Source organism: Oribacterium sp. WCC10, assembly GCF_900113415.1.
Lineage (GTDB): Bacteria > Bacillota > Clostridia > Lachnospirales > Lachnospiraceae > Oribacterium.
Genome location: NZ_FOPH01000007.1, coordinates 138,952 through 157,472, shown reverse-complemented (window position 1 = coordinate 157,472; position 18,521 = coordinate 138,952). Strand labels below are relative to the sequence as shown.

The window sequence follows — 18,521 nt, the reverse complement described above, 5'->3', positions numbered from 1 at the left end:
TGGTGTGAGTGTAAAATCTGACATGGAAATGTTTTGAATTACAGTGGGAACGAAAGCATTTTTATATACGTCATGTGTGGTATAGGATATAGAGTTTTGAAGGTTAATTGAAACAGAAGGCGATACAATGAGTAAAGTAGAGACTGAAGTAAATAATGAACATGATAAACCTGTGATGGTCTCTGTATGTGTAGTGACATACAACCACGGAAAGTATATAGGTACATGTCTTGACCATATATTGGGGCAGGAGAGAAATTTCGAGATTGAGATTCTCATCCACGATGATGCGTCTATCGATAACGCTCAGGAAATCATCAGAAGCTATCAGGAAAAGTATCCGGATATCATTAAACCGATACTCAGGAAAGAGAACCAATACAGTAAGGGGATAACCAATATTTCAGGTGCCTTTAATTTTCCGAGAGCAATCGGGAAGTATGTAGCTCTTACGGATGGTGATGACTACTGGTGTGATCCCCGAAAACTTCAGAAACAGGTTGACTATATGGAAGCGCATCCTCAGTGCGTTTTTACATTCCATTCTGCCAGGGTAGTGACCGAGGATGGCGCTCTTGTTAATGGAGAACTAATGCGACCTTATAAACAGTCACGTGTGGTTAAACCTGAGGAACTTGTGGATAAAGCCATCGGATCGCCCTTTGCAAGCTTCCTGCTAAGGAGAAGTATCGTTGAAAAACTGCCGGATTACTATGTGGATTGTCCGGTAGGCGACAGACCGTTGGAACTCATGGCGGCGGCGGCCGGCGACAGCTACTATTTCGATGAAGCTATGAGTGTATATCGTTTTTCCATAGGAGGTTCATGGACAGAAAGTCAAATGACCGGAGATTATGTGAAGAAACAAGAGAAGTTTGCATCGGAGCTTTGGAAGATGTATAAAAGCTTTGATGAGGAGACGGGCGGAAGATTTCATGAAGCTGCTATGAGAGCAGGTGGAAGAAATGAATTTCTGACGAAAGTTAATACACGGGACTTTAAGGCGATATACAGTGCTGATAACAGAGAGTTTTATAAAGAACTCAATCTGCGTGACAGATTTTTTATAGGATTTGAATATCGCATGCCGAAGCTATACAAATGGCTGCGAGAAAGAAAAAATGATAGATAACAATAATTTAAAATCGAAAGTGATCAGGGGACTGTTTTGGAAAATTCTGGAGCAGTGCGGTTCACAGGGGATTCAGTTTGTTGTGGCGCTTGTTTTGGCGCGACTTATGACTCCGGAGGAATATGGAACCATTAGTCTGATCACCATATTTATAGCTATAGCCAACACCTTTGTACAGTCGGGATTTGCCACTGCACTTGTTCAGGGTAAGGAAATAGAAGAGGAAGACTATAGTTCTGTGTTTTGGATGAGTATGCTTCTGGCGCTCATTTGTTATGGTGTGCTGTTCGGCATTGCGCCATGGATTGCCGGTTACTATGATACTCCGGTTCTTCGCGAACTTGTGAGAGTCATGGGAGTGGTTTTGTTTCCAGGCGGAGTTGTGTCAATACAGACAGCATATGTGGCCAGGAATCTCAGATTCAGGCAGCTATTTCAGTCAACGATGATTGCAGTTATCATATCCGGAGCTGTTTCCATAGTATTGGCGTTTCAAGGTTATGGTGTGTGGGCAATGGCAGCTCAGCAGATAGTGTACTTCTTCTCTCTCATGATCGTTATGCTTATGACTGTGAAGTGGTATCCGCATATACTCTTCCGCACAAGTCGTTTGAAGCAGTTGTTTTCATTTGGCTGGAAGATACTTGCATCAGGACTGATAGATGCGGTATGGCAAAACATTTACGGCCTGATAATCGGCAAGAAGTATTCCAGTGCCGACCTTGGGGCTTACAATAGGGGCGAGCAGTTTCCGAAGATCATAGCTACCAATCTTTCCACTGCTATTCAGTCGGTTATGTTGCCTGCATACAGTAAGGAACAGGATGATCCTGAGGTATTGAGACGTATGACAAGCAGATCCATAAGACTCAGTGCATTTGTGATATTTCCGATGATGGCCGGACTTGCTGCTGTGGCGAGACCTTTGGTGGTGCTTCTTCTTACGGATAAGTGGATAGTTGCCGCGCCGTATCTTGTGCTTTTGGCAGTAAGTTATGCCGTTTACCCTATACATATCATCAATCTTCAGGTCATTAATGCCATGGGGCGTTCGGATCTGTTTTTGAAGCTTGAGATAATAAAAAAAGCACTCGGAATAGTTATCCTTGTGCTTAGTTTATCATTTGGTATATGGCCGATGCTTATACTTAAGGTCATCGATGAATATATATGTACCGTTATCAATGCATGGCCTACAGGAAATCTTATAGGCTATGGCCCTTTGAGACAGTGGAGAGAGGTTCTTCCATCCCTGATCATTTCGTTCCTGATGGGAGCTGTAGTATGGAGCATACAGTATTTTATGCTTCCTGCCATTATTACATTGTTGATTCAGATGGCTGTGGGGGCTGTCGTTTACCTTGTTTTTTCTTGTTTTTTTAATCGTGAGCCTTTGATGTATATCTTCGGATTAGCTTCGAAGCGTACTCAAATGTAGCTGCAATCAATCTTATTTCTATCGTGAGGTATCGCATAGGCGGTACCTCATTTAATTTTGCCCTTTTTAGCGTTTTGGTATTTTTGATGCCTTCTATGAAACCTGTAAAGTAAGCTTTCCCAAATCCGTTTTTAATGAAGAAAAGCTGTTTGATAAGAAATCCGAAAAGAATGGGCAGTATGTTTAAAAGAATCATAAATGCCGGCATGTTCTTATATAAGAGATAGACAGAGTTTCTTGAACTGATTCTGACTTTAAAGTCATTATACTTTGAACCACTGGTGCCGGAACCTACATGCTCAACAACAGCCTCAGGAGAGTAAATGACATTATAACCATAAAGCTGAGCTCTGAAGCATAAGTCTATATCTTCAAGGTATGCAAAGTGATTTAAATCAAAAAGCCCGGTTTTTGAGAACAGAGAAGTCCTGTACATGGCAGCGCCGGCGCAGGCCGAAAATACAGAAGCCTCTTTGTTCCACACAGGAAGTCCGGAGGGCTCATCAAGACCTCTTTGAAACTGCCAGCCAAGAACAGTATACTGATCACCAGCGTCATCCATGATGGAATTGTCGTGCATTTTGATCATCTTGCTTGAGATGGCAAAAATGCGGGATTGGGCATCCTTATCCATACGATTCTCAAGAGCTTCTATAAAGCCGGGTCTGACTTTTGTATCGTTATTGAGCAGAAGAGTAAACTCTATATCATTATCCATGGCCCACTGTATGCCCTGATTTACAGCTCCCGAAAAACCGAGATTATCTGCATTGAGTATAAGCTGTCTATGGAGAGGATCCTTTGTCTGCCAGTTTGTCAGCCAGTCTTTATCAGCTTCCCCTGAACCGTTATCAATGACAAGAGTGATAAAATCCGTTGCGGTCTGTGCATCAAGAGCCTTCATGCAGTCATCAAGGAATCTTAGACCGTTATAGTTTGGTATTACTACCAGAGTTCTTATTTTTTCTGAAATAGGCATAATATTGTTTTCCAAAGCTTTCTGTATATAAAGATAAGTGATGCGCTGAACATAAATACAAAGATTGAGTACATGAGGGTATATAGTATGAGACCTTGAGAACTCTCTCCGAACAGGTTCCGTACAATACCTTCAAGGCCTATGGCACGAAAATGATTTGTAAATATGTAGTGTATCAGATAAATATGGAATGTACAGCCGCCAAATGACTTGATAGCGGTACGTATCATACTGTTCCATTTTTGAGTCGGAAGTAATAATACCATACCGCTGAGAGAAATGGTCTGCAATGCACAAATCATACCGTTCCAACTTGTAAAATAGTAGTCAGTATTAAGGTCGGATGGGGATCTTCCTGACATCAGTCCTGCAACATATATATGCTTTTGAAGCATAAAGAGAAAAACTGATGATGTAAGGAACACAAGGAAGAATATGAAAGTGTATACGGCGGGATTATGTACATGTATATTCAATCCGGCGTCTGTTCCCATCGATGAAACAGAGTTGATGTCTGAATGGTTTGATGTCTGAATGGCTGATCTGTTGTCAGGTTCACGAATGCGTTTTACCCATGAATAGAATAGATAACCTGCTATCGCATACATGGAGGGTTTTCCTATTGCTGGAAATGTATACAGGCTGAATGGAAGTATAACCAATGCGCTGAGGTTTTGTAATGTGAAATGTATGGCGGCAAAAGCCAGCAAAAGCTTTAGCATGTTTTGTTCGTCATGGCGCACAAGTGGCAATATGACAGTCATCCAGAGCATTATCTCCGCATGACTGAAAATGTACCATAGGTGATCTGCATATATTCCGAAACGTACGGTGTCAAAGGCGAGAAATCCCTGTGCCATATCAGTTAACGCCTTAAGCGGATTTGCCAAGGATATGCTTGTCAGGATACTTATTTCGGGATGATCGATCCATGTGCGTATCATTCCGAGGACGAATACGAAAACTGCCGCAGGAAGTATGATTCCTTTTAGAAAACGTAGCCATACATGGATAAGGGATTGTTTTTTACTTATAAAGAAACCGCTTATCAAAAGAAATGAAGCAACTGCCGGGCCATTAAGTACATATATGAGGATGACTGCATCCCGCAGATTATCGCCTGAGAAAGGAAAAGGACGTACATGAATCATGATGACCATGAGACAGGCAATGATGCGGAGCAACTCAACGGAAAGGTCCTGCTTTTTCGATATATTAGTCATAGTGATCTCCTAAAACGCTCATGGCTAAATATTATAGCATATACATCGTTATAACAATAGAAAAAGCGGAACAGCATCTGATGCTGTTCCGCTTTTGTGATGAACAGTAGAAGAATATACTTCTGCCCGTTTTTGTTTTAAGTAAAGGTATTTTGAAAATCAAATACCTGCGAGCACTGAAAATCCTTACTGTGGCTCGCCTTCACCTGTTGCAGCGGCGGCCTCTGCAGCAGCTGCTTCGGCAGCGGCCTTGGCAGCGGCATCCTGAGCTGCTGTAACAAGAGGATCTGTAGGGTCAAATGTCTGGTTTCTTGGAATAGCCTGCTGTATAGCATCCTTCTCTATAGGACCCTTGTCCCACTTGTTGTTATAGATAGTAACTGTGGTTCCGTTTGGACAGTTGTTGTAGATCCATGCACAATCCACTGCACGAAGACGTACACATCCGCCGGACATGGAGTCATCCATGTAGTTATAGTAAATGGCGTCCATTGTGTTGTAGTCAGGTCTTGAATAGAGCAGTGAGTGGAGCAGGAAGTGTCCTTTGAATCTTGAAAGGAACTGGCAGTAGCAGTCTGTATGCATGAAGTGCCATCTGTACTTCTCGTAAATGCTGAAGGAACCGATAGGTGTATCATCACCAACTGTTACCATCAGAGTCTTGTAAGGAATAGTGAAGTTGCCTGATGCATCCTGCGCAAGTACATACATGGTTCTTGTTGCCTTGTTTATACGGATGGCATATGCTCCCGGATTACCCATAACACCGGAAAGATCCTTAAGAGCAACACCGCTCTCATCGAAGTAAATGTTGTATCCGTCAATTACATTCCAACCTGTTACAGCGACACCGTTGTTGAAGTAGTACTGGTTGGATTCACCATCAAAGCCCCATCCGGTGTATGAACGACCGTCGGCTGTTACATAGGTGGCACCTTCTGAAGTCCAGAACACACCTTCGTTATGGTCATTGGCCATAGGCTTCTCTGTTGAATCATAGAAAGGAACACCCTTCTTCCAAAGAGCAAGCTTGATGCCTACGATATAACGGTCATCACCGATAGAACCTACTGCCTGACCTTCAGGAGCCCAGTCAGTTACTGTACCATCGTTAAGAACAGCTCTGTAATAAAGATCGCCAAGATTATGTGTATAACCCTTCACACGGATCTGCATAGCGGAAACGATACCCTGATTAGGAGTGGCTTCCTTTGAAGTTGCCCATGGACCCCAGCCTGTGCCGTTTGAATATGTTCTGTAATACCATCTTCCGACATTGGCATGCTCAAGCATGAAGCTGGTGAAACCGATGGATGAATATGCAAATGAATCGTTCTTTGAAGTTGTGCCCCAGTCAATACGGTTTCCGGCTCCGTCATAAATAAAGTAGGAACCAAGAGGAACAAGGTTGAGAACAGGGTCTGCATCCATGTTTCCTTCGTTAGGAGTAGTCATGTATGTGTAGCGAATGGTCTCAACATCTGTAGGATCAACTGTAGGAAGTGTTTTTGAGCTTGCGCTTACAGCTGTTGTATTGGCTGAAGCTGTTGATGCTGTTTCTGTGGCTGTGGATGAAGTCTCTGTTGTTGCAGCAGTGGTCTCAGACACTGCCTGAGCAGTTTCTGAAGGAACAACCTCGGTTGCTACAGGGTCAGTTGCATTAACTGTATCTGTTGCCGCAGTTTCAACTGTGGTCTCAACTGCACCAAGAGTCGGTGTTTCAGCAGTGTAAACATTATCCGAAGTGCCGGAGGTGTTAGCCTCGTCTGCTATGGTGAACTGCGGTGTGAGATTGTCACCCGGAGTTGCAGCGATTGCAGACATAGGCTGAGCCAGCATTGTGGCTGCTGCGGCAAGGATAGCGACAGTACGTTTCATACTTATCATAATTAATCCTCCAAGTCTGGTAACATCAGCCCGCTGATTTTCGCCTGGCGAAAGGCTGATGTTAAATGTCAGGTTCCCCAAAAGAGCCTGACACAACCCCTATATATTTCAAAAAATTACACGAGTACACTTTATCACAAGGGCTTTGAAAGTTCTAGCCGGGATTTACTTTTTATAGGCAATATTATAAAATCGTAAAGTATTGGCAATAAACTGCTCTTTTTCCTATTATATAGGTATTTATTCAGTTTGATTGCCTATTCTTAATTTGAACTTTTTGGAGATAATATGTCAGATATAGAGAACAATGTTATTAATGTGACCAGAGCGAGTCTCCCGCCACTTGACGAATATACTGAGATGCTGAGAGATATATGGGATTCGGCATGGCTTACCAATATGGGAAGATACCATGAAGAGTTAAGAGCAAAGCTTATTGACTATCTCAAGGTCGGATCTATACAGCTTTTTGTAAACGGACACAGTGCGCTTGAGTTTTTGATTCAGGCGATGGATCTTTCCGGAGAAGTCATCACAACACCTTTTTCCTTTGCATCCACAACCCATGCGATAGTCAGAAACGGTCTTAAGCCAGTGTTTTGCGATATAAACATTCATGATTATACCATTGATGCCGATAAACTGGAGGCTATGATCACTGATAAGACAACGGCTATATTGCCGGTGCATGTTTACGGTAATATATGTGATGTTGAGAAGATTCAGGAGATAGCTGATAGACATCATCTCAAGGTGCTTTATGATGCAGCACATGCCTTTGGAGAGGAGTACAAGGGAAAGGGAGTAGGCAGCTATGGCGATGCGTCTATGTTTTCTTTCCACGCTACCAAGGTATTCAATAGTATAGAGGGTGGTGCTGTTACGACAGGCGATGTGAACGAAGAACTGATGGAGAAGCTTTATGAACTTAAGAACTTCGGGATTCTCGGTCAGGAAGAGGTTGCATCTGTTGGCGGGAACGGTAAGATGAACGAATTTGCCGCAGCTATGGGACTTTGCAATCTTCGACATGTAGACGGATATATATCAAAGAGAAAACTTGTATATGAACGTTATATAGAAAATCTCAACGGAGTGAAGGGAATCATACTTCCCGAACTCAATAAGGATGTTAAGCCGAACTATGCATATATGCCTGTTCGTTTTCATGATTACAAGAGAAACAGAGATGAGATCTTCAGTATACTGAAGGGTGGTAATGTTAATGCGCGTAAGTATTTCTATCCATGCATTAATTCATACAGCTGTTATAGGGGTCAGTATGATGTTAATGATACTCCGAATGCACTTCTCTGTTCGCAGGAGATACTGACACTCCCTATCTATCCGGATCTGTCACTTTCGGATGTGGACAGAATCTGCATGATGATACTTAATTGATACTGTGTTTAATAGAACGATGATTTCATGATTGATTATAGAAGAGGCATTAAATGGAAAAAAGAACAGCACTTGTCACAGCTATAGGCTCGTTTTCCGCTGATGCGGTTATAAGAAACCTTCACGAGCTTGGATGGAGAGTGATAGGAAGTGATATTTATGATAGGGAGTGGGTTGCCGCATCACAGGATGTGGATGAATTTTACAAAGCTCCTTACGCTAGTGATGAAGCTCAGTATATTTCTTTCATTGAAGAAATATGTGCCAGGGAAAAGGTTCATCGTATCCTGCCGCTGATCGATGCGGAGATAGATGTTCTGAACCGCCATCGCGAAGAGATTGAGAAGGATGACCTTCTGATATGTATGTCAGATAAAGATGTGATTTCGGTACTGAGAGATAAGTTCAGTATTGGACAGCTTGTGGAAGGTCTTCTTTCTGAACTTGATGATGAATTCAAGGGGGCGGTTCGAACTATTCCCACATGCAGGGCGTCAGAGACGGATTTTGAAGAGATTGAGTATCCGGTTATTTTGAAACCTGTAGACGGTCGAAGTTCAAGCGGCCTTTACCGTATATATAACGAGGATCAGCTTGGATTTGCATTTTCAAGTATTATGGATCCCACAAAGCTTCAGGATACAACATTGGAGCGATATATTGTTCAGCCTGTAATAAAGGGTAATGTTGTGACAGTAGATGTTTTGAGAGATGATGAGGGAAATTGCACTGCGGTTCTCAGAGAAGAACTTCTGAGAACTCCTAACGGGGCAGGACTTAGTGTTCGTATCTTTGAAGATGAGATTCTTCAGGATGTGTGTGCAAGGATAGCCGATAGGGCGGGCATAAAGGGTCTGGTCAACTTTGAATTTATCAGGGGCGAAGGTTCGGGAGTTTACTATTTTGTTGAGTGTAATCCACGCTTTTCAGGCGGAGTTGCTTTCACAGAGCTTGCCGGAGTGCCCGTTATCAGAAATCATATACGCATTTTCGAGGGAGAAGAAACAGAAAAGCTGCCTTCACCGGAATGTGGTTTTATGACTAGAAAATATCAGGAAATCAGGATGTGAAATGGCAGGAAGTATAGACAGAGAATCAAACAGGGGAAAGGTGATCCTTATCATACCTGCATACAATGAAGCCGGTAACCTGTCGAAGGTTGTATCGGATATACTTGCACAGGAATTCCCCATGGATTATGTCATCGTGTCTGATGGTTCTACAGATGGCACTATAGAGTTGTGTGAAAGAGAGGGCTATAATTATATCTCTCTTCCCGTAAATCTCGGACTGGCAGGGTGTTTTCAGACAGGGATGAAATATGCATACAGGATGGGGTACAGCTACGCGGTTCAGTTTGACGGAGACGGGCAGCATCGCGCGTCGGATATAGAGGCACTTTACGATAAGATGAGAGAAGGAAACTATGATATAGTTCTCGGCTCCCGCTTTCTTAATAGGAATAAGGGCGGATCAATGCGTGAGATAGGCTCAAGGCTTATTTCCATGGCCATAAGGTTGACTACAGGTAAAGTCATTACCGATCCGACCTGCGGACTGAGGATGTACAGCGAAAGAGTTATCGACGGCTTTGCCAACAAACTTAATTACGGGCCTGAACCCGATACCATATCATATCTTATGAAGAACGGTGCCAATGTTACCGAGGCTCCGGTTACCATAGATGAGAGACTGTCGGGGGAATCATATCTGAGACCCGTTAATGCAATGAAGTATATGGCACGTATGCTTATTTCGATTCTTGTGGTACAGAGCAGTAGAAAAAAGGATCTTTGATGAAGATAATGAAAAATATAATTTGGAGCATGGCATGACAGATACCAGAAGAGATTTTTTGTGGAATGCAGCAGGAAGCCTTGCTTATGCCATGGCCTCCATAGTACTGGCATTTGCTGTCATCAGGATTATAGGTCCTGATGAAGGTGGAATATTCGGCTTTGGATTTTCTACTTTAGGACAGCAAATGTTTATTATCGCGTACTTTGGTATCAGGCCGTTCCACATTACTGATATGAAAAACCAATTCAGCTTTGGTGACTATCTGTTGACCAGACGCATTACATCTCTACTGGCGATATTCGCCAGCTTTTTGTTTGTTGGGGCGCAAATGCTGACAGGTTCCTATACAGGACACAAGGCGGTTATACTTTTCCTTCTTTCCATGTATAAGGTCATCGATGGATATGCAGACGTTTACGAGTCTGAATTGCAGAGGCAGGGGAAGCTTTATCGCACAGGACAGTCGCTGGCGTTTCGTACCGGGCTTTCTGTGCTTACACTCCTTTCTGTGCTTTTGTTAACAGGTAATCTGTCAGGCGCAGTCATGGCGGCAGATATTATGCAGCTCATCGGAACTTATCTTTTTGCGGTAAGACCCCTTAAGAGCTGTCCTGAAAAGACGGTGGAATCATCGGCAGAGACTGATGGTAATGTTTCATCTCGTATGTGTGTGGACAGAAGTTTCAGTATTTCGCATTCAAGATCCATGATCTTATCAACCGGGCTTTTGTTTATCAGCGTGTTCGTTGATTTTTATATATTCTCTGCGTCCAAATACGCTATAGATGCAAGGCTGTCTGATGCGGTGTCAGGTTATTTTAATGTTCTTTTCATGCCGACATCATTTATTTATCTCATAGCCAATTTTATGATAAGACCGATGTTGACGAAACTGGCGGATCAGTTTGCGAAAGCGGATACAAAGGCATTTTCTAAAACATGCAGATATATGGTGAAGGCAGTGGCTGTCCTTTCGCTGATTATAATACTCGGGGCTGTAATCTTCGGGAAACCGGGACTCATGATCTTTGAATTGATCCTGGGAGCATCCACAAAAGGAAAGCTCATGTCCCAGTATGTGACTTTTATTCTGCTTATCGCAGGAGGTGGACTGTATGCTCTTGCAAATGTTATGTACTATATACTTGTTACACTCCGTAAACAGTTGAGGATTTTCGCAGGCTATGTTGTGACCGCCGTTATTGCGGCATTGAGCGCCGGACGTATGGTGGAGGCAGGTGGAATGACGGGAGGTGCAATGAACTATGTGATGCTTATGGGCATTCTGGTTTTGCTCTTCTTCCTTTTTGCATTTCAGGCCATAGGAGAGATGAAGCTTTCTGTGAAAAAAGCATCCACAGGTGAGATTGAGGACAAATGAAAACAGTAGATGTTATAATACCGACTTATAAGCCGGGGAAAAAATTCATTAAGCAACAGCGTATGCTTCAGATGCAGACATACCCCATACATCGTATCATCATAGTGAACACTGAAGCTGAATATTTCGACAGAGAAATCATCAGTGATTATGACAATGTTTTGGTGACAGACATTACCGCTGATGAATTTGACCATGGAGCCACGAGAAATCTAGGTGTATCACAGTCAACAGCGGATTATTTTCTCCTTATGACGGATGATGCGATACCAAGGGATGAGCATCTTGTGGAGAAACTTGTAGAGGCTATGGAACAGGGACAGTCTCAGAAGGTTGCCGCGGTATACGGAAGACAGCTTGCCACTGCGGAGAGTTCTGAGGATGAGAAGTATTCAAGGAACTTTAATTATCCTGCCCGGTCATTTATTAAAACCATAGAGGATCTTCCAAGACTTGGTATCAAGACATATTTTGAATCCAATGTCTGCTGTCTTTACAGAAGAGATGTATTCGATGAACTTAAAGGATTTATCAGTCACACTATCTTTAATGAAGACATGATATATTGCTGCAGTATGCTTAAAGCCGGCTTTGCAAGCATGTATTGTGCGGAGGCTTCTGTATATCATTCTCACAATTACACCGGACTTCAGCAGCTTAGACGAAATTTCGATCTCGGAGTTTCTCAGGCAGACAATCCTGACGTCTTTGGCGGGATAAGATCGGAGGGTGAAGGACTGAAGCTTGTAAAGGGTAACGCCTGCATGCTTCTTAAAAAGGGAAGACTGCTTTCTGTGATGAGACTTATATGGATATCCGGATGTAAGTATTTGGGATTCCGTCTCGGTAAAAACTATAGAAGGCTTCCGCAAAAGCTTATTATGAAACTTACGATGAACAAACATTACTGGAAATGATTAGCGATAAAAGAGGCTGTCTTTTTAGATGGCAGAATGGAGTTTATTATGATGACACCGCTTTTTAGAGTTATCCTTGTGGCGGCATCCGTTGGCACACTTGCTATTGTGCTTGGAAGAATACGAAAAGCAAAGCTTAATATCGAGGATTCAATATTCTGGATACTTATGGTGTTCATGTTTGTTGTATTTGCCGTATTTCCTGTTGTGCCTGATACTATGGCACGACTTTTGGGAATCTACAGTACTGCAAACTTCCTGTTCCTTTTCATGATATTCATACTGCTCATGAGACTTTTTACCATGAGTATGCGTGTGAGTACTCTTGAGGATAAGGTGAAACAGCTTGTACAGGAACTGGCACTTAGAGATAAGTCCGAGAGACAGGGTGAACTCGATGATTGATCAGAGAAAACGTTCGCTGCTTTGGGATATATTCAAGGGATTTGGAATCATATTTATAGTTTTCGGCCATACAGGCAAGGTTGGAGGTGCCATAGTATATCTTTTTCATCTGGCACTTTTCTTTTTTGTGACAGGATACTTTTTCAATGAAGATAAGTATGGAGACAGACCATTTACCTATTTCGGACACCGTCTGGCAGGTGCATGGCCCAGATATGTGCTTTACTGCATTTTCTTTGCGCTGACTCACAACTATGCTGTGAGGCATGGACTTATGCCCGAGGGACAGGCACAGTACAATGCATCTCAATTTGTGACTTCGGTGATGAGTAGTATGGTTTTTGAGAGGCCTGAGATGTATTCAGGACCTATGTGGTTTGTTCCGCTATGGCTTTTGGGCGCAGTATTGTTTGCGGGTGTGGTCAAATCAGGAAGAGTTTTAGCCGGAACTTTAGGAAGGAATGATCCCGAATCGGAGGAGAAAATAAAGATTCCTGTTATTGTGATACTGTCTTTACTCTGTATGCTTATCGGTCTGTATGCGGTTCAGTACAATATAAATGCGCTATACCATATGGAGCTTGCATTTGTCATAGAGCCGTTTTTCGCAATGGGATACTTCATGAAAAAGTACGCTCCGTCATGGCAGGAAAAGGTTCATTGGGCAATCATGATCGCTGTGGTATTGATAATATTCTTTATATTTACCAGATTCATTGCCGCAGGAATATGGTTTGATCTTGCAAGTCAGTACATATTCGGTATGTGGTACTATGTTGGAGGAATTCTGGGAATCATTTTCACCATACTATTATCAAAGCTTGTTGAAAATGTAAGTCTGAACAAAATCTTGCCGGAGAAGTTATTTATAGCGCCGGGAGCTAAGAATCCTGTATCCGGTCTGTTGGCGCTTCTGGGAAGATACAGTTTTGATATCATGGCATTTCATATTTTTGTATTTAAAATGCTTGATATGGTGCTTCGTAAGCTTTATTACCGGGATCCCGGCATGGACATCTCGGCTTATCCGTCGCCGCTTTCAAACCGGTGGTGGGTGCTGTATCTGATAGTGGCAGTGTTTGTGCCGCTTTTGGCGGGGATTCTGATAGACCGTATAAAGATATGGGTGGCAAAAGCATGTGCTGTCCACGTATGATGCCCCGGAAACTCTGAGTAAAGAGTTTTCGAAGTAAGTTAAAAGGTTCAAGGGTTTTTAACCCTTGAACCTTTTTTGAAAATTAAAAATAAGCGGTATATAACACACGGATGTGCATGTGTTGTATTTCATTAGTAAGTACGATATTTACACCCGCATCTTCAGAATGCCTTAGAGAGCAGCATCAACAGTTTCCTGATAAGATTGTTCTGAAGCTTTCCGACAGTCAGTTCATAAAGTTCAGCTAAAGCAAAAAGTGCTGTGAATGTGGCAACTGACAGGATGATGAACTCTTTACTGTAGGATATGCGGTTTACCATCAGTATATACATCCTGAGTGAAAAGCAGGCAATGAGCGGAAAATGAATGAGATATACTGAAAAGTTTGTCCGGGCAAGCAGTTGAAGCGGTTTTGCCATCAGTAGACGTTGGATATAAGAACAGTTCATGATGCCAAGTATAAGAAAGAAGCTGAAGCCTATAACCCAATACATATTCCAGATGAAGTATGATTCAAGCTGCGGATAGTTATGCCTTATAAAAGGAGTTATGCCTTCTACGAGACCTCCCGCATCCAGAAAGACGGGGATAAGCGCAACTGCGAGGAAAATGATATTTCGTAAGGTGCTTTCGCTCCCTGTACCGATTCTCCTGTTAAGTTTCACAAGAATGACTCCCGAGAGCACAAGATCAAGATGAAAGAAATTGGGCTCGGGCGGGTATAAAAAGCTTATGAACAAAAAGACGGTGAAGCCTGCATTTAAAAAGAAATGGATGGCAGAGTTTCTGTTGAACACCCTGATCCTGAAACATAAATAGTTGTATAGGTATATCAGGCAGGTTCCAAAGAAAATATACTTCATCATCCATAAAGGACCGTTAAGTTCTCCGCTCATACTAAAAGAAGCTGTTATGACGTCCATTACTCCGGGGGCTTGAGCATAATAGGTGCCTATCCAGGTATTGTGAAGAAGCCGGGAGGCAGTCTGTGTAGGGAAACCTGCGGTGTAATAGATAATGAAGGAAATCAGATTGATGAAGAAAAACGGAATCACAAATCTTATGTATCTTCCCAAAAGCTGCTGTATCAATTCCTTGAATGAACTTATCTTCTTAAATGAAGCAAGATATCCGGAAAGGATACAGAAACCGTATAATGCGAGATTGGAGTCCACAAGTATGGAAAAAGGCGGGAAAAAAAGCTTTTGAAGCTCAAAGCGAAGATCCGGCTTTACTTCGCACATGGTCCAGAATACACCGGTGAAGTGAGTCCAGAAAATGATGAGACAAAAAATATATTTAAGTGAATCCAGATAATAGAGTCTTCCGGATTTTTTACTGTCTGACATATGTAATACCTCTTATTAAATGATAAGGTTACTCTACTAAAAAAGGGTGTGATGCGCAATCATGATACGCAATATCGAGACGGTTTTTGACACCCGTATCAATATAATGTAAAATTGGAAAGATTAAGATACTGATTAAATATATTAAAGGTGGGGAACGGTATGCTTCAGATTTTAAACGGACTTCAGGGGACTGAAGACCGGTTTCTGATAGAGTGGTTCATTTTACTTCTCATCGGACTTTTGGTGCTGTTTACAGCTGTTATCTTCCTGCTTTTCAGGTCAAAGCTTAAACTTCATCAGATATATTTTGTGACTGTTTTTTGGATGGGACTTATGTTCATGACGGTATTGCCTCCTTTGTCGGCACCGGATGAGGTTCTGCATTTCGTTGGAGCATATGAGCTTTCCGACAAGCTGATGTTAACTCAGTCCAGGGATAGTGATGGCAATGTCATCATTCGTAAGGAAGATGAGTTTATTGTAGACTGGCCCGGTGATGATGACTGGAACAGGGCTACGGTTCTTGGGCAGACACTGGATCGTTCTGTATACAGGGAGATTCACAGATACGGATTATTTACCTCTCGAGAGAACGGGGACGGTATAACACTTCAGCAACCGGTGGCTACAACTCCTATTGCATATCTGATGCCGGCACTCGGGATAACTCTGGCAAGGGTATTAAATTTTGGTGCCATAGGACTTCTGTATGCGGGAAGACTGATGAACCTTTTGATGTTTTCAATTCTCGGTTCTATGGCCGTACGCCGGACTCCCGTAGGGAAGAAGATATTCTTTGCGGTATCTCTTTTTCCGATGACACTGGAGCTTGCGGGAAGCTACAGCTATGACAGCTTTATCATTGCTCTTGGTTTTTATCTTACAGCTGTGATATTAAGCCATGCGATGAAGAGTAAAGAAACAAAGATAGGCATCGGGGATATCGTTGAGATGGGGGTACTTGCGGTACTGCTGTCTCCATGTAAGATGATTTATGCAACGTTATTCGCGCTTTGTCTAATGATACCGGTATCACGATGGAAGAAACCTTCTGTACTTCGATGGGGTGTTACGGTGCTTATCATTGGTGCTCTGATAGTCGGTTCCATAGTACTTGTCAACCTTAGAGAGGTTTTGCGCTATGTTAATGTTTCCGGTGTGACTAATGCACCCGAGCTCACATCTTCTGGTGAAGTCAATACGGTAAAGCTTCATGACCTTCAGGAACTTATAAAAGATAAAACCCTTATTATCAGGATAATAAGGAACACATTCCAGATTTTGGGAAAAGAATACCTTGGTACAACAGTGGGGATGTGGCTTGGAGCATTTGACAGAGGACTCACAACAGGATCAGAGCTTATTGCGGGATTCTGGTCCATCGCACTTATTGAAGCTCTTCTGGGCAGGGACGATTGTCGGGCTCCGGAATGGTGGAAGAGAGTGCTTATGGCTGTTGTTTCAGTTCTGCTTTCATTTGTTCTTTTCACAAGTATGCTTCTTTCATACACTCCGGCGGATACATTCTATATTTTAGGTGTACAGGGACGCTACTTCCTGCCGTATCTTCCGGTTATTCTTATGACATTGAGGTCGGAGAGACTGGACAGGATCACTGCTAAGACAGGTTGGACAGAGCCGTTTACAAGAATACTGCTTGCTTTCGAACTTGCCATGAGCGGTATGGTTATCACAGGATGTTTTCTGACTGTGGTATCAAGGTCAGTATAAGGAATATTCCTTTGACAGCTTAAGGTGATGATGTGAGTGTCAAAAGGTGATATAATATATTTTTAAGATTTTTACAGGAGTAACTTAAAAGGTCGTTAACGACCTTCATATACATATGAATCATTTAAAATCACTTATTAGGGATATCTTTGGGAGAAGGATGATGATCTTTGATCTGGCAAAGTCAGACTTTAGAAAGCGCTTTGTGGGATCATATTTCGGTATAGTATGGATGTTCGTGCAACCCCTCGTAACGGTTGCGATCTATGCATTTATCTTTGGACCCTATGGCTTTAAGTCAGCCCCTCCGGTTCCTGACACCAGTTACGTGATATGGCTTATACCGGGACTTGTTCCATGGTTCTTCTTTAGTGAAGCCATGAATATGATAACAGGCATACTTCACGAGTATAACTATCTTGTGAAGAAGGTGGTGTTCCCTGTTGAACTTCTGCCTATCATAAAGCTTGCCTCATGTTTTCTGGTTCATTTATGCTTCATAGCAATCATGCTTGTGGCATTTCTTATCTCGGGAAAGGTGCCTGAAGTAAGCTGGATACAGATTTTCTATTATAGCTTTGCGGCATCGGTACTCGCACTTGGACTCGGATACCTTACCAGTGCGGTGAATGTTTTCTTTAAAGATATGCAGCAGATAGTCGGAATTGTGCTTCAGTTCGGCATATGGATGTGCCCTATCATGTATGATGAGACATTATTCACCTCCCGTGCTCCATGGATAGGAACGGCCCTTAAGCTCAATCCGTTTTATTACATAGTTGCGGGTTATCGTGATTCCATGCTCACCGGTGATCCTTTCTGGATGAGGCCGACACTCGGCGTTTACTATTGGGTGTTTACACTTGCAGTGTTTTTTGTCGGCCTTGGTTTTTTCAAACGCCTCCGTCCGCATTTTTCGGATGTACTTTGATTTTGTTAGGAGATTTTTATGTTACACACTATAGCTGTTCTGTTACTTATTGTTTACTTCCTTACCATCGGTGATCTCATATATCGCGGAAGGATAGAAAAAATTGAAGACAGGAAGAAAAGAGCAGAAGCAACACTTCCGCTCATTCAGGGAATACTTGGCAGGATACTGAAGGTGAGCGGTGTTACATACGAAGTTGAAGGAATGGAGAATCTGACAAATATCCCCAGGGAAGAGGGAGTTATGTTTGTCGGTAATCATCGTTCGTACTACGATGTGCTTATAGCATATTCTATACTTGATCGTCCGACAGGTTTTATTGCAAAGATAGAGATGCAGAAGATCAAGCCTCTGGCACGATGGATGGAGTATGGAAGCTGCCTTATGATAGACAGAGACAATCTTAAACAGTCACTTAAAGTTATAATCACTGCAGTCAAGTATGTGAAATCGGGAATATCTATCTGGATATATCCGGAGGGCACAAGATCAGAAAGTGAAAATGAAGAAGATATGCTTCCTTTCAAGGAAGGATCTTTCAAGATTGCAGAAAAGACAGACTGTTGGATAGTACCTGTTTCCATGATTCATACAAGGGATATACTTGAAGCACATTTTCCGTTTATCAAACCTAAGCATGTTAAGGTCAGAGTAGGAAGTCCTATTCGCATGAGCGAGCTTTCAGATGATGTAAAGAAGCATGTGGGCGCCTATACAAGAGATGCGGTTATTGAGGGCATTAGAGAGTTAAAAGCTAAAGAACAGACAGAGACTTGAGACTGAGAGGG

The 18,521-nt window shown here is 42.5% G+C and carries 16 protein-coding genes; 12 read left to right on the top strand and 4 right to left on the bottom strand.

The features are described from left to right. Window positions 1-127: 127 nt before the first annotated feature. On the top strand, window positions 128-1,132 hold the full coding sequence (locus BM294_RS07345) for a glycosyltransferase (protein WP_091206292.1): 1,005 nt from the start codon (window positions 128-130) through the stop codon (window positions 1,130-1,132). Then, the gene (locus BM294_RS07340; protein WP_091206289.1) at window positions 1,122-2,570 is read left to right on the top strand and encodes a lipopolysaccharide biosynthesis protein; all 1,449 of its coding nucleotides are present in this window, start codon (window positions 1,122-1,124) and stop codon (window positions 2,568-2,570) included. The genes BM294_RS07345 and BM294_RS07340 overlap by 11 nt, the downstream gene beginning before the upstream one ends. Here the strand turns inward: BM294_RS07340 and BM294_RS07335 are convergent. The 3 genes from BM294_RS07335 to BM294_RS07325 all read right to left on the bottom strand — a co-directional run bounded on the left by BM294_RS07335 (window position 2,512) and on the right by BM294_RS07325 (window position 6,659). Continuing rightward, on the bottom strand, window positions 2,512-3,549 hold the full coding sequence (locus BM294_RS07335; RefSeq protein ID WP_242944474.1) for a glycosyltransferase family 2 protein: 1,038 nt from the start codon (window positions 3,547-3,549) through the stop codon (window positions 2,512-2,514). The genes BM294_RS07340 and BM294_RS07335 overlap by 59 nt on opposite strands. After that, window positions 3,528-4,772, bottom strand: coding sequence for an acyltransferase family protein (locus tag BM294_RS07330; protein WP_091206286.1), 1,245 nt, complete (start codon window positions 4,770-4,772; stop codon window positions 3,528-3,530). Before BM294_RS07330 ends, BM294_RS07335 begins: the two co-directional genes overlap by 22 nt. Before the next feature lie 186 nt (window positions 4,773-4,958). After that, on the bottom strand, window positions 4,959-6,659 hold the full coding sequence (locus tag BM294_RS07325; protein WP_091206283.1) for a L,D-transpeptidase: 1,701 nt from the start codon (window positions 6,657-6,659) through the stop codon (window positions 4,959-4,961). A gap of 288 nt (window positions 6,660-6,947) precedes the next feature. On the opposite strand from BM294_RS07325, the gene BM294_RS07320 reads away from it, so the two are divergent. Genes BM294_RS07320 through BM294_RS07290 form a run of 7 tightly spaced genes read left to right on the top strand, consistent with a single transcriptional unit; the run spans window position 6,948 to window position 13,719 of the window. After that, a complete protein-coding gene (locus BM294_RS07320) occupies window positions 6,948-8,060 on the top strand; it encodes a DegT/DnrJ/EryC1/StrS family aminotransferase (protein ID WP_091206280.1) in 1,113 nt (370 codons plus the stop codon). A gap of 53 nt (window positions 8,061-8,113) precedes the next feature. Then, entirely contained in the window at window positions 8,114-9,130 is a 1,017-nt protein-coding gene (locus BM294_RS07315; protein WP_091206278.1) for an ATP-grasp domain-containing protein, read from the top strand. Window position 9,131: 1 nt separating this feature from the next. Next, the gene (locus tag BM294_RS07310; protein ID WP_091206275.1) at window positions 9,132-9,857 is read left to right on the top strand and encodes a glycosyltransferase family 2 protein; all 726 of its coding nucleotides are present in this window, start codon (window positions 9,132-9,134) and stop codon (window positions 9,855-9,857) included. Window positions 9,858-9,891: 34 nt separating this feature from the next. After that, complete coding sequence (locus tag BM294_RS07305) at window positions 9,892-11,241, top strand: lipopolysaccharide biosynthesis protein (RefSeq protein WP_175494588.1); 1,350 nt, start codon at window positions 9,892-9,894, stop codon at window positions 11,239-11,241. Then, a complete protein-coding gene (locus tag BM294_RS07300; protein WP_091206272.1) occupies window positions 11,238-12,158 on the top strand; it encodes a glycosyltransferase family 2 protein in 921 nt (306 codons plus the stop codon). Before BM294_RS07305 ends, BM294_RS07300 begins: the two co-directional genes overlap by 4 nt. Window positions 12,159-12,206: 48 nt before the next feature. Next, window positions 12,207-12,563, top strand: coding sequence for a DUF2304 domain-containing protein (locus tag BM294_RS07295; protein WP_242944473.1), 357 nt, complete (start codon window positions 12,207-12,209; stop codon window positions 12,561-12,563). After that, window positions 12,556-13,719, top strand: coding sequence for an acyltransferase family protein (locus BM294_RS07290; protein WP_091206269.1), 1,164 nt, complete (start codon window positions 12,556-12,558; stop codon window positions 13,717-13,719). The genes BM294_RS07295 and BM294_RS07290 overlap by 8 nt, the downstream gene beginning before the upstream one ends. Before the next feature lie 161 nt (window positions 13,720-13,880). Here the strand turns inward: BM294_RS07290 and BM294_RS07285 are convergent, their stop codons facing one another. Continuing rightward, the gene (locus tag BM294_RS07285; protein ID WP_091206267.1) at window positions 13,881-15,068 is read right to left on the bottom strand and encodes an acyltransferase family protein; all 1,188 of its coding nucleotides are present in this window, start codon (window positions 15,066-15,068) and stop codon (window positions 13,881-13,883) included. 162 nt (window positions 15,069-15,230) lie between these two features. On the opposite strand from BM294_RS07285, the gene BM294_RS07280 reads away from it, so the two are divergent. The 3 genes from BM294_RS07280 (at window position 15,231) to BM294_RS07270 (ending at window position 18,510) form a co-directional block, all read left to right on the top strand. Continuing rightward, the gene (locus tag BM294_RS07280; protein ID WP_091206264.1) at window positions 15,231-16,802 is read left to right on the top strand and encodes a DUF2142 domain-containing protein; all 1,572 of its coding nucleotides are present in this window, start codon (window positions 15,231-15,233) and stop codon (window positions 16,800-16,802) included. A 115-nt stretch (window positions 16,803-16,917) separates the two neighbouring features. Further along, complete coding sequence (locus BM294_RS07275) at window positions 16,918-17,733, top strand: ABC transporter permease (protein WP_091206262.1); 816 nt, start codon at window positions 16,918-16,920, stop codon at window positions 17,731-17,733. An 18-nt stretch (window positions 17,734-17,751) separates the two neighbouring features. After that, window positions 17,752-18,510 (top strand): lysophospholipid acyltransferase family protein, encoded by a 759-nt coding sequence (locus BM294_RS07270; RefSeq protein WP_091206259.1) that lies wholly within the window; start codon window positions 17,752-17,754, stop codon window positions 18,508-18,510. Window positions 18,511-18,521: the final 11 nt, after the last annotated feature.

Bases quoted from the DNA above. Each gene is read 5' to 3' on its own strand.
- BM294_RS07290 (WP_091206269.1), top strand. From the start codon at position 12,556: ATGATTGATCAGAGAAAACGTTCGCTGCTTTGGGATATATTCAAGGGA.
- BM294_RS07345 (WP_091206292.1), top strand. From the start codon at position 128: ATGAGTAAAGTAGAGACTGAAGTAAATAATGAACATGATAAACCTGTG.
- BM294_RS07285 (WP_091206267.1), bottom strand. From the start codon at position 15,068: ATGTCAGACAGTAAAAAATCCGGAAGACTCTATTATCTGGATTCACTT.
- BM294_RS07310 (WP_091206275.1), top strand. From the start codon at position 9,132: ATGGCAGGAAGTATAGACAGAGAATCAAACAGGGGAAAGGTGATCCTT.
- BM294_RS07315 (WP_091206278.1), top strand. From the start codon at position 8,114: ATGGAAAAAAGAACAGCACTTGTCACAGCTATAGGCTCGTTTTCCGCT.
- BM294_RS07320 (WP_091206280.1), top strand. From the start codon at position 6,948: ATGTCAGATATAGAGAACAATGTTATTAATGTGACCAGAGCGAGTCTC.
- BM294_RS07330 (WP_091206286.1), bottom strand. From the start codon at position 4,772: ATGACTAATATATCGAAAAAGCAGGACCTTTCCGTTGAGTTGCTCCGC.
- BM294_RS07335 (WP_242944474.1), bottom strand. From the start codon at position 3,549: ATGCCTATTTCAGAAAAAATAAGAACTCTGGTAGTAATACCAAACTAT.
- BM294_RS07280 (WP_091206264.1), top strand. From the start codon at position 15,231: ATGCTTCAGATTTTAAACGGACTTCAGGGGACTGAAGACCGGTTTCTG.
- BM294_RS07340 (WP_091206289.1), top strand. From the start codon at position 1,122: ATGATAGATAACAATAATTTAAAATCGAAAGTGATCAGGGGACTGTTT.
- BM294_RS07325 (WP_091206283.1), bottom strand. From the start codon at position 6,659: ATGATAAGTATGAAACGTACTGTCGCTATCCTTGCCGCAGCAGCCACA.
- BM294_RS07275 (WP_091206262.1), top strand. From the start codon at position 16,918: ATGAATCATTTAAAATCACTTATTAGGGATATCTTTGGGAGAAGGATG.
- BM294_RS07300 (WP_091206272.1), top strand. From the start codon at position 11,238: ATGAAAACAGTAGATGTTATAATACCGACTTATAAGCCGGGGAAAAAA.
- BM294_RS07305 (WP_175494588.1), top strand. From the start codon at position 9,892: ATGACAGATACCAGAAGAGATTTTTTGTGGAATGCAGCAGGAAGCCTT.
- BM294_RS07295 (WP_242944473.1), top strand. From the start codon at position 12,207: ATGATGACACCGCTTTTTAGAGTTATCCTTGTGGCGGCATCCGTTGGC.
- BM294_RS07270 (WP_091206259.1), top strand. From the start codon at position 17,752: ATGTTACACACTATAGCTGTTCTGTTACTTATTGTTTACTTCCTTACC.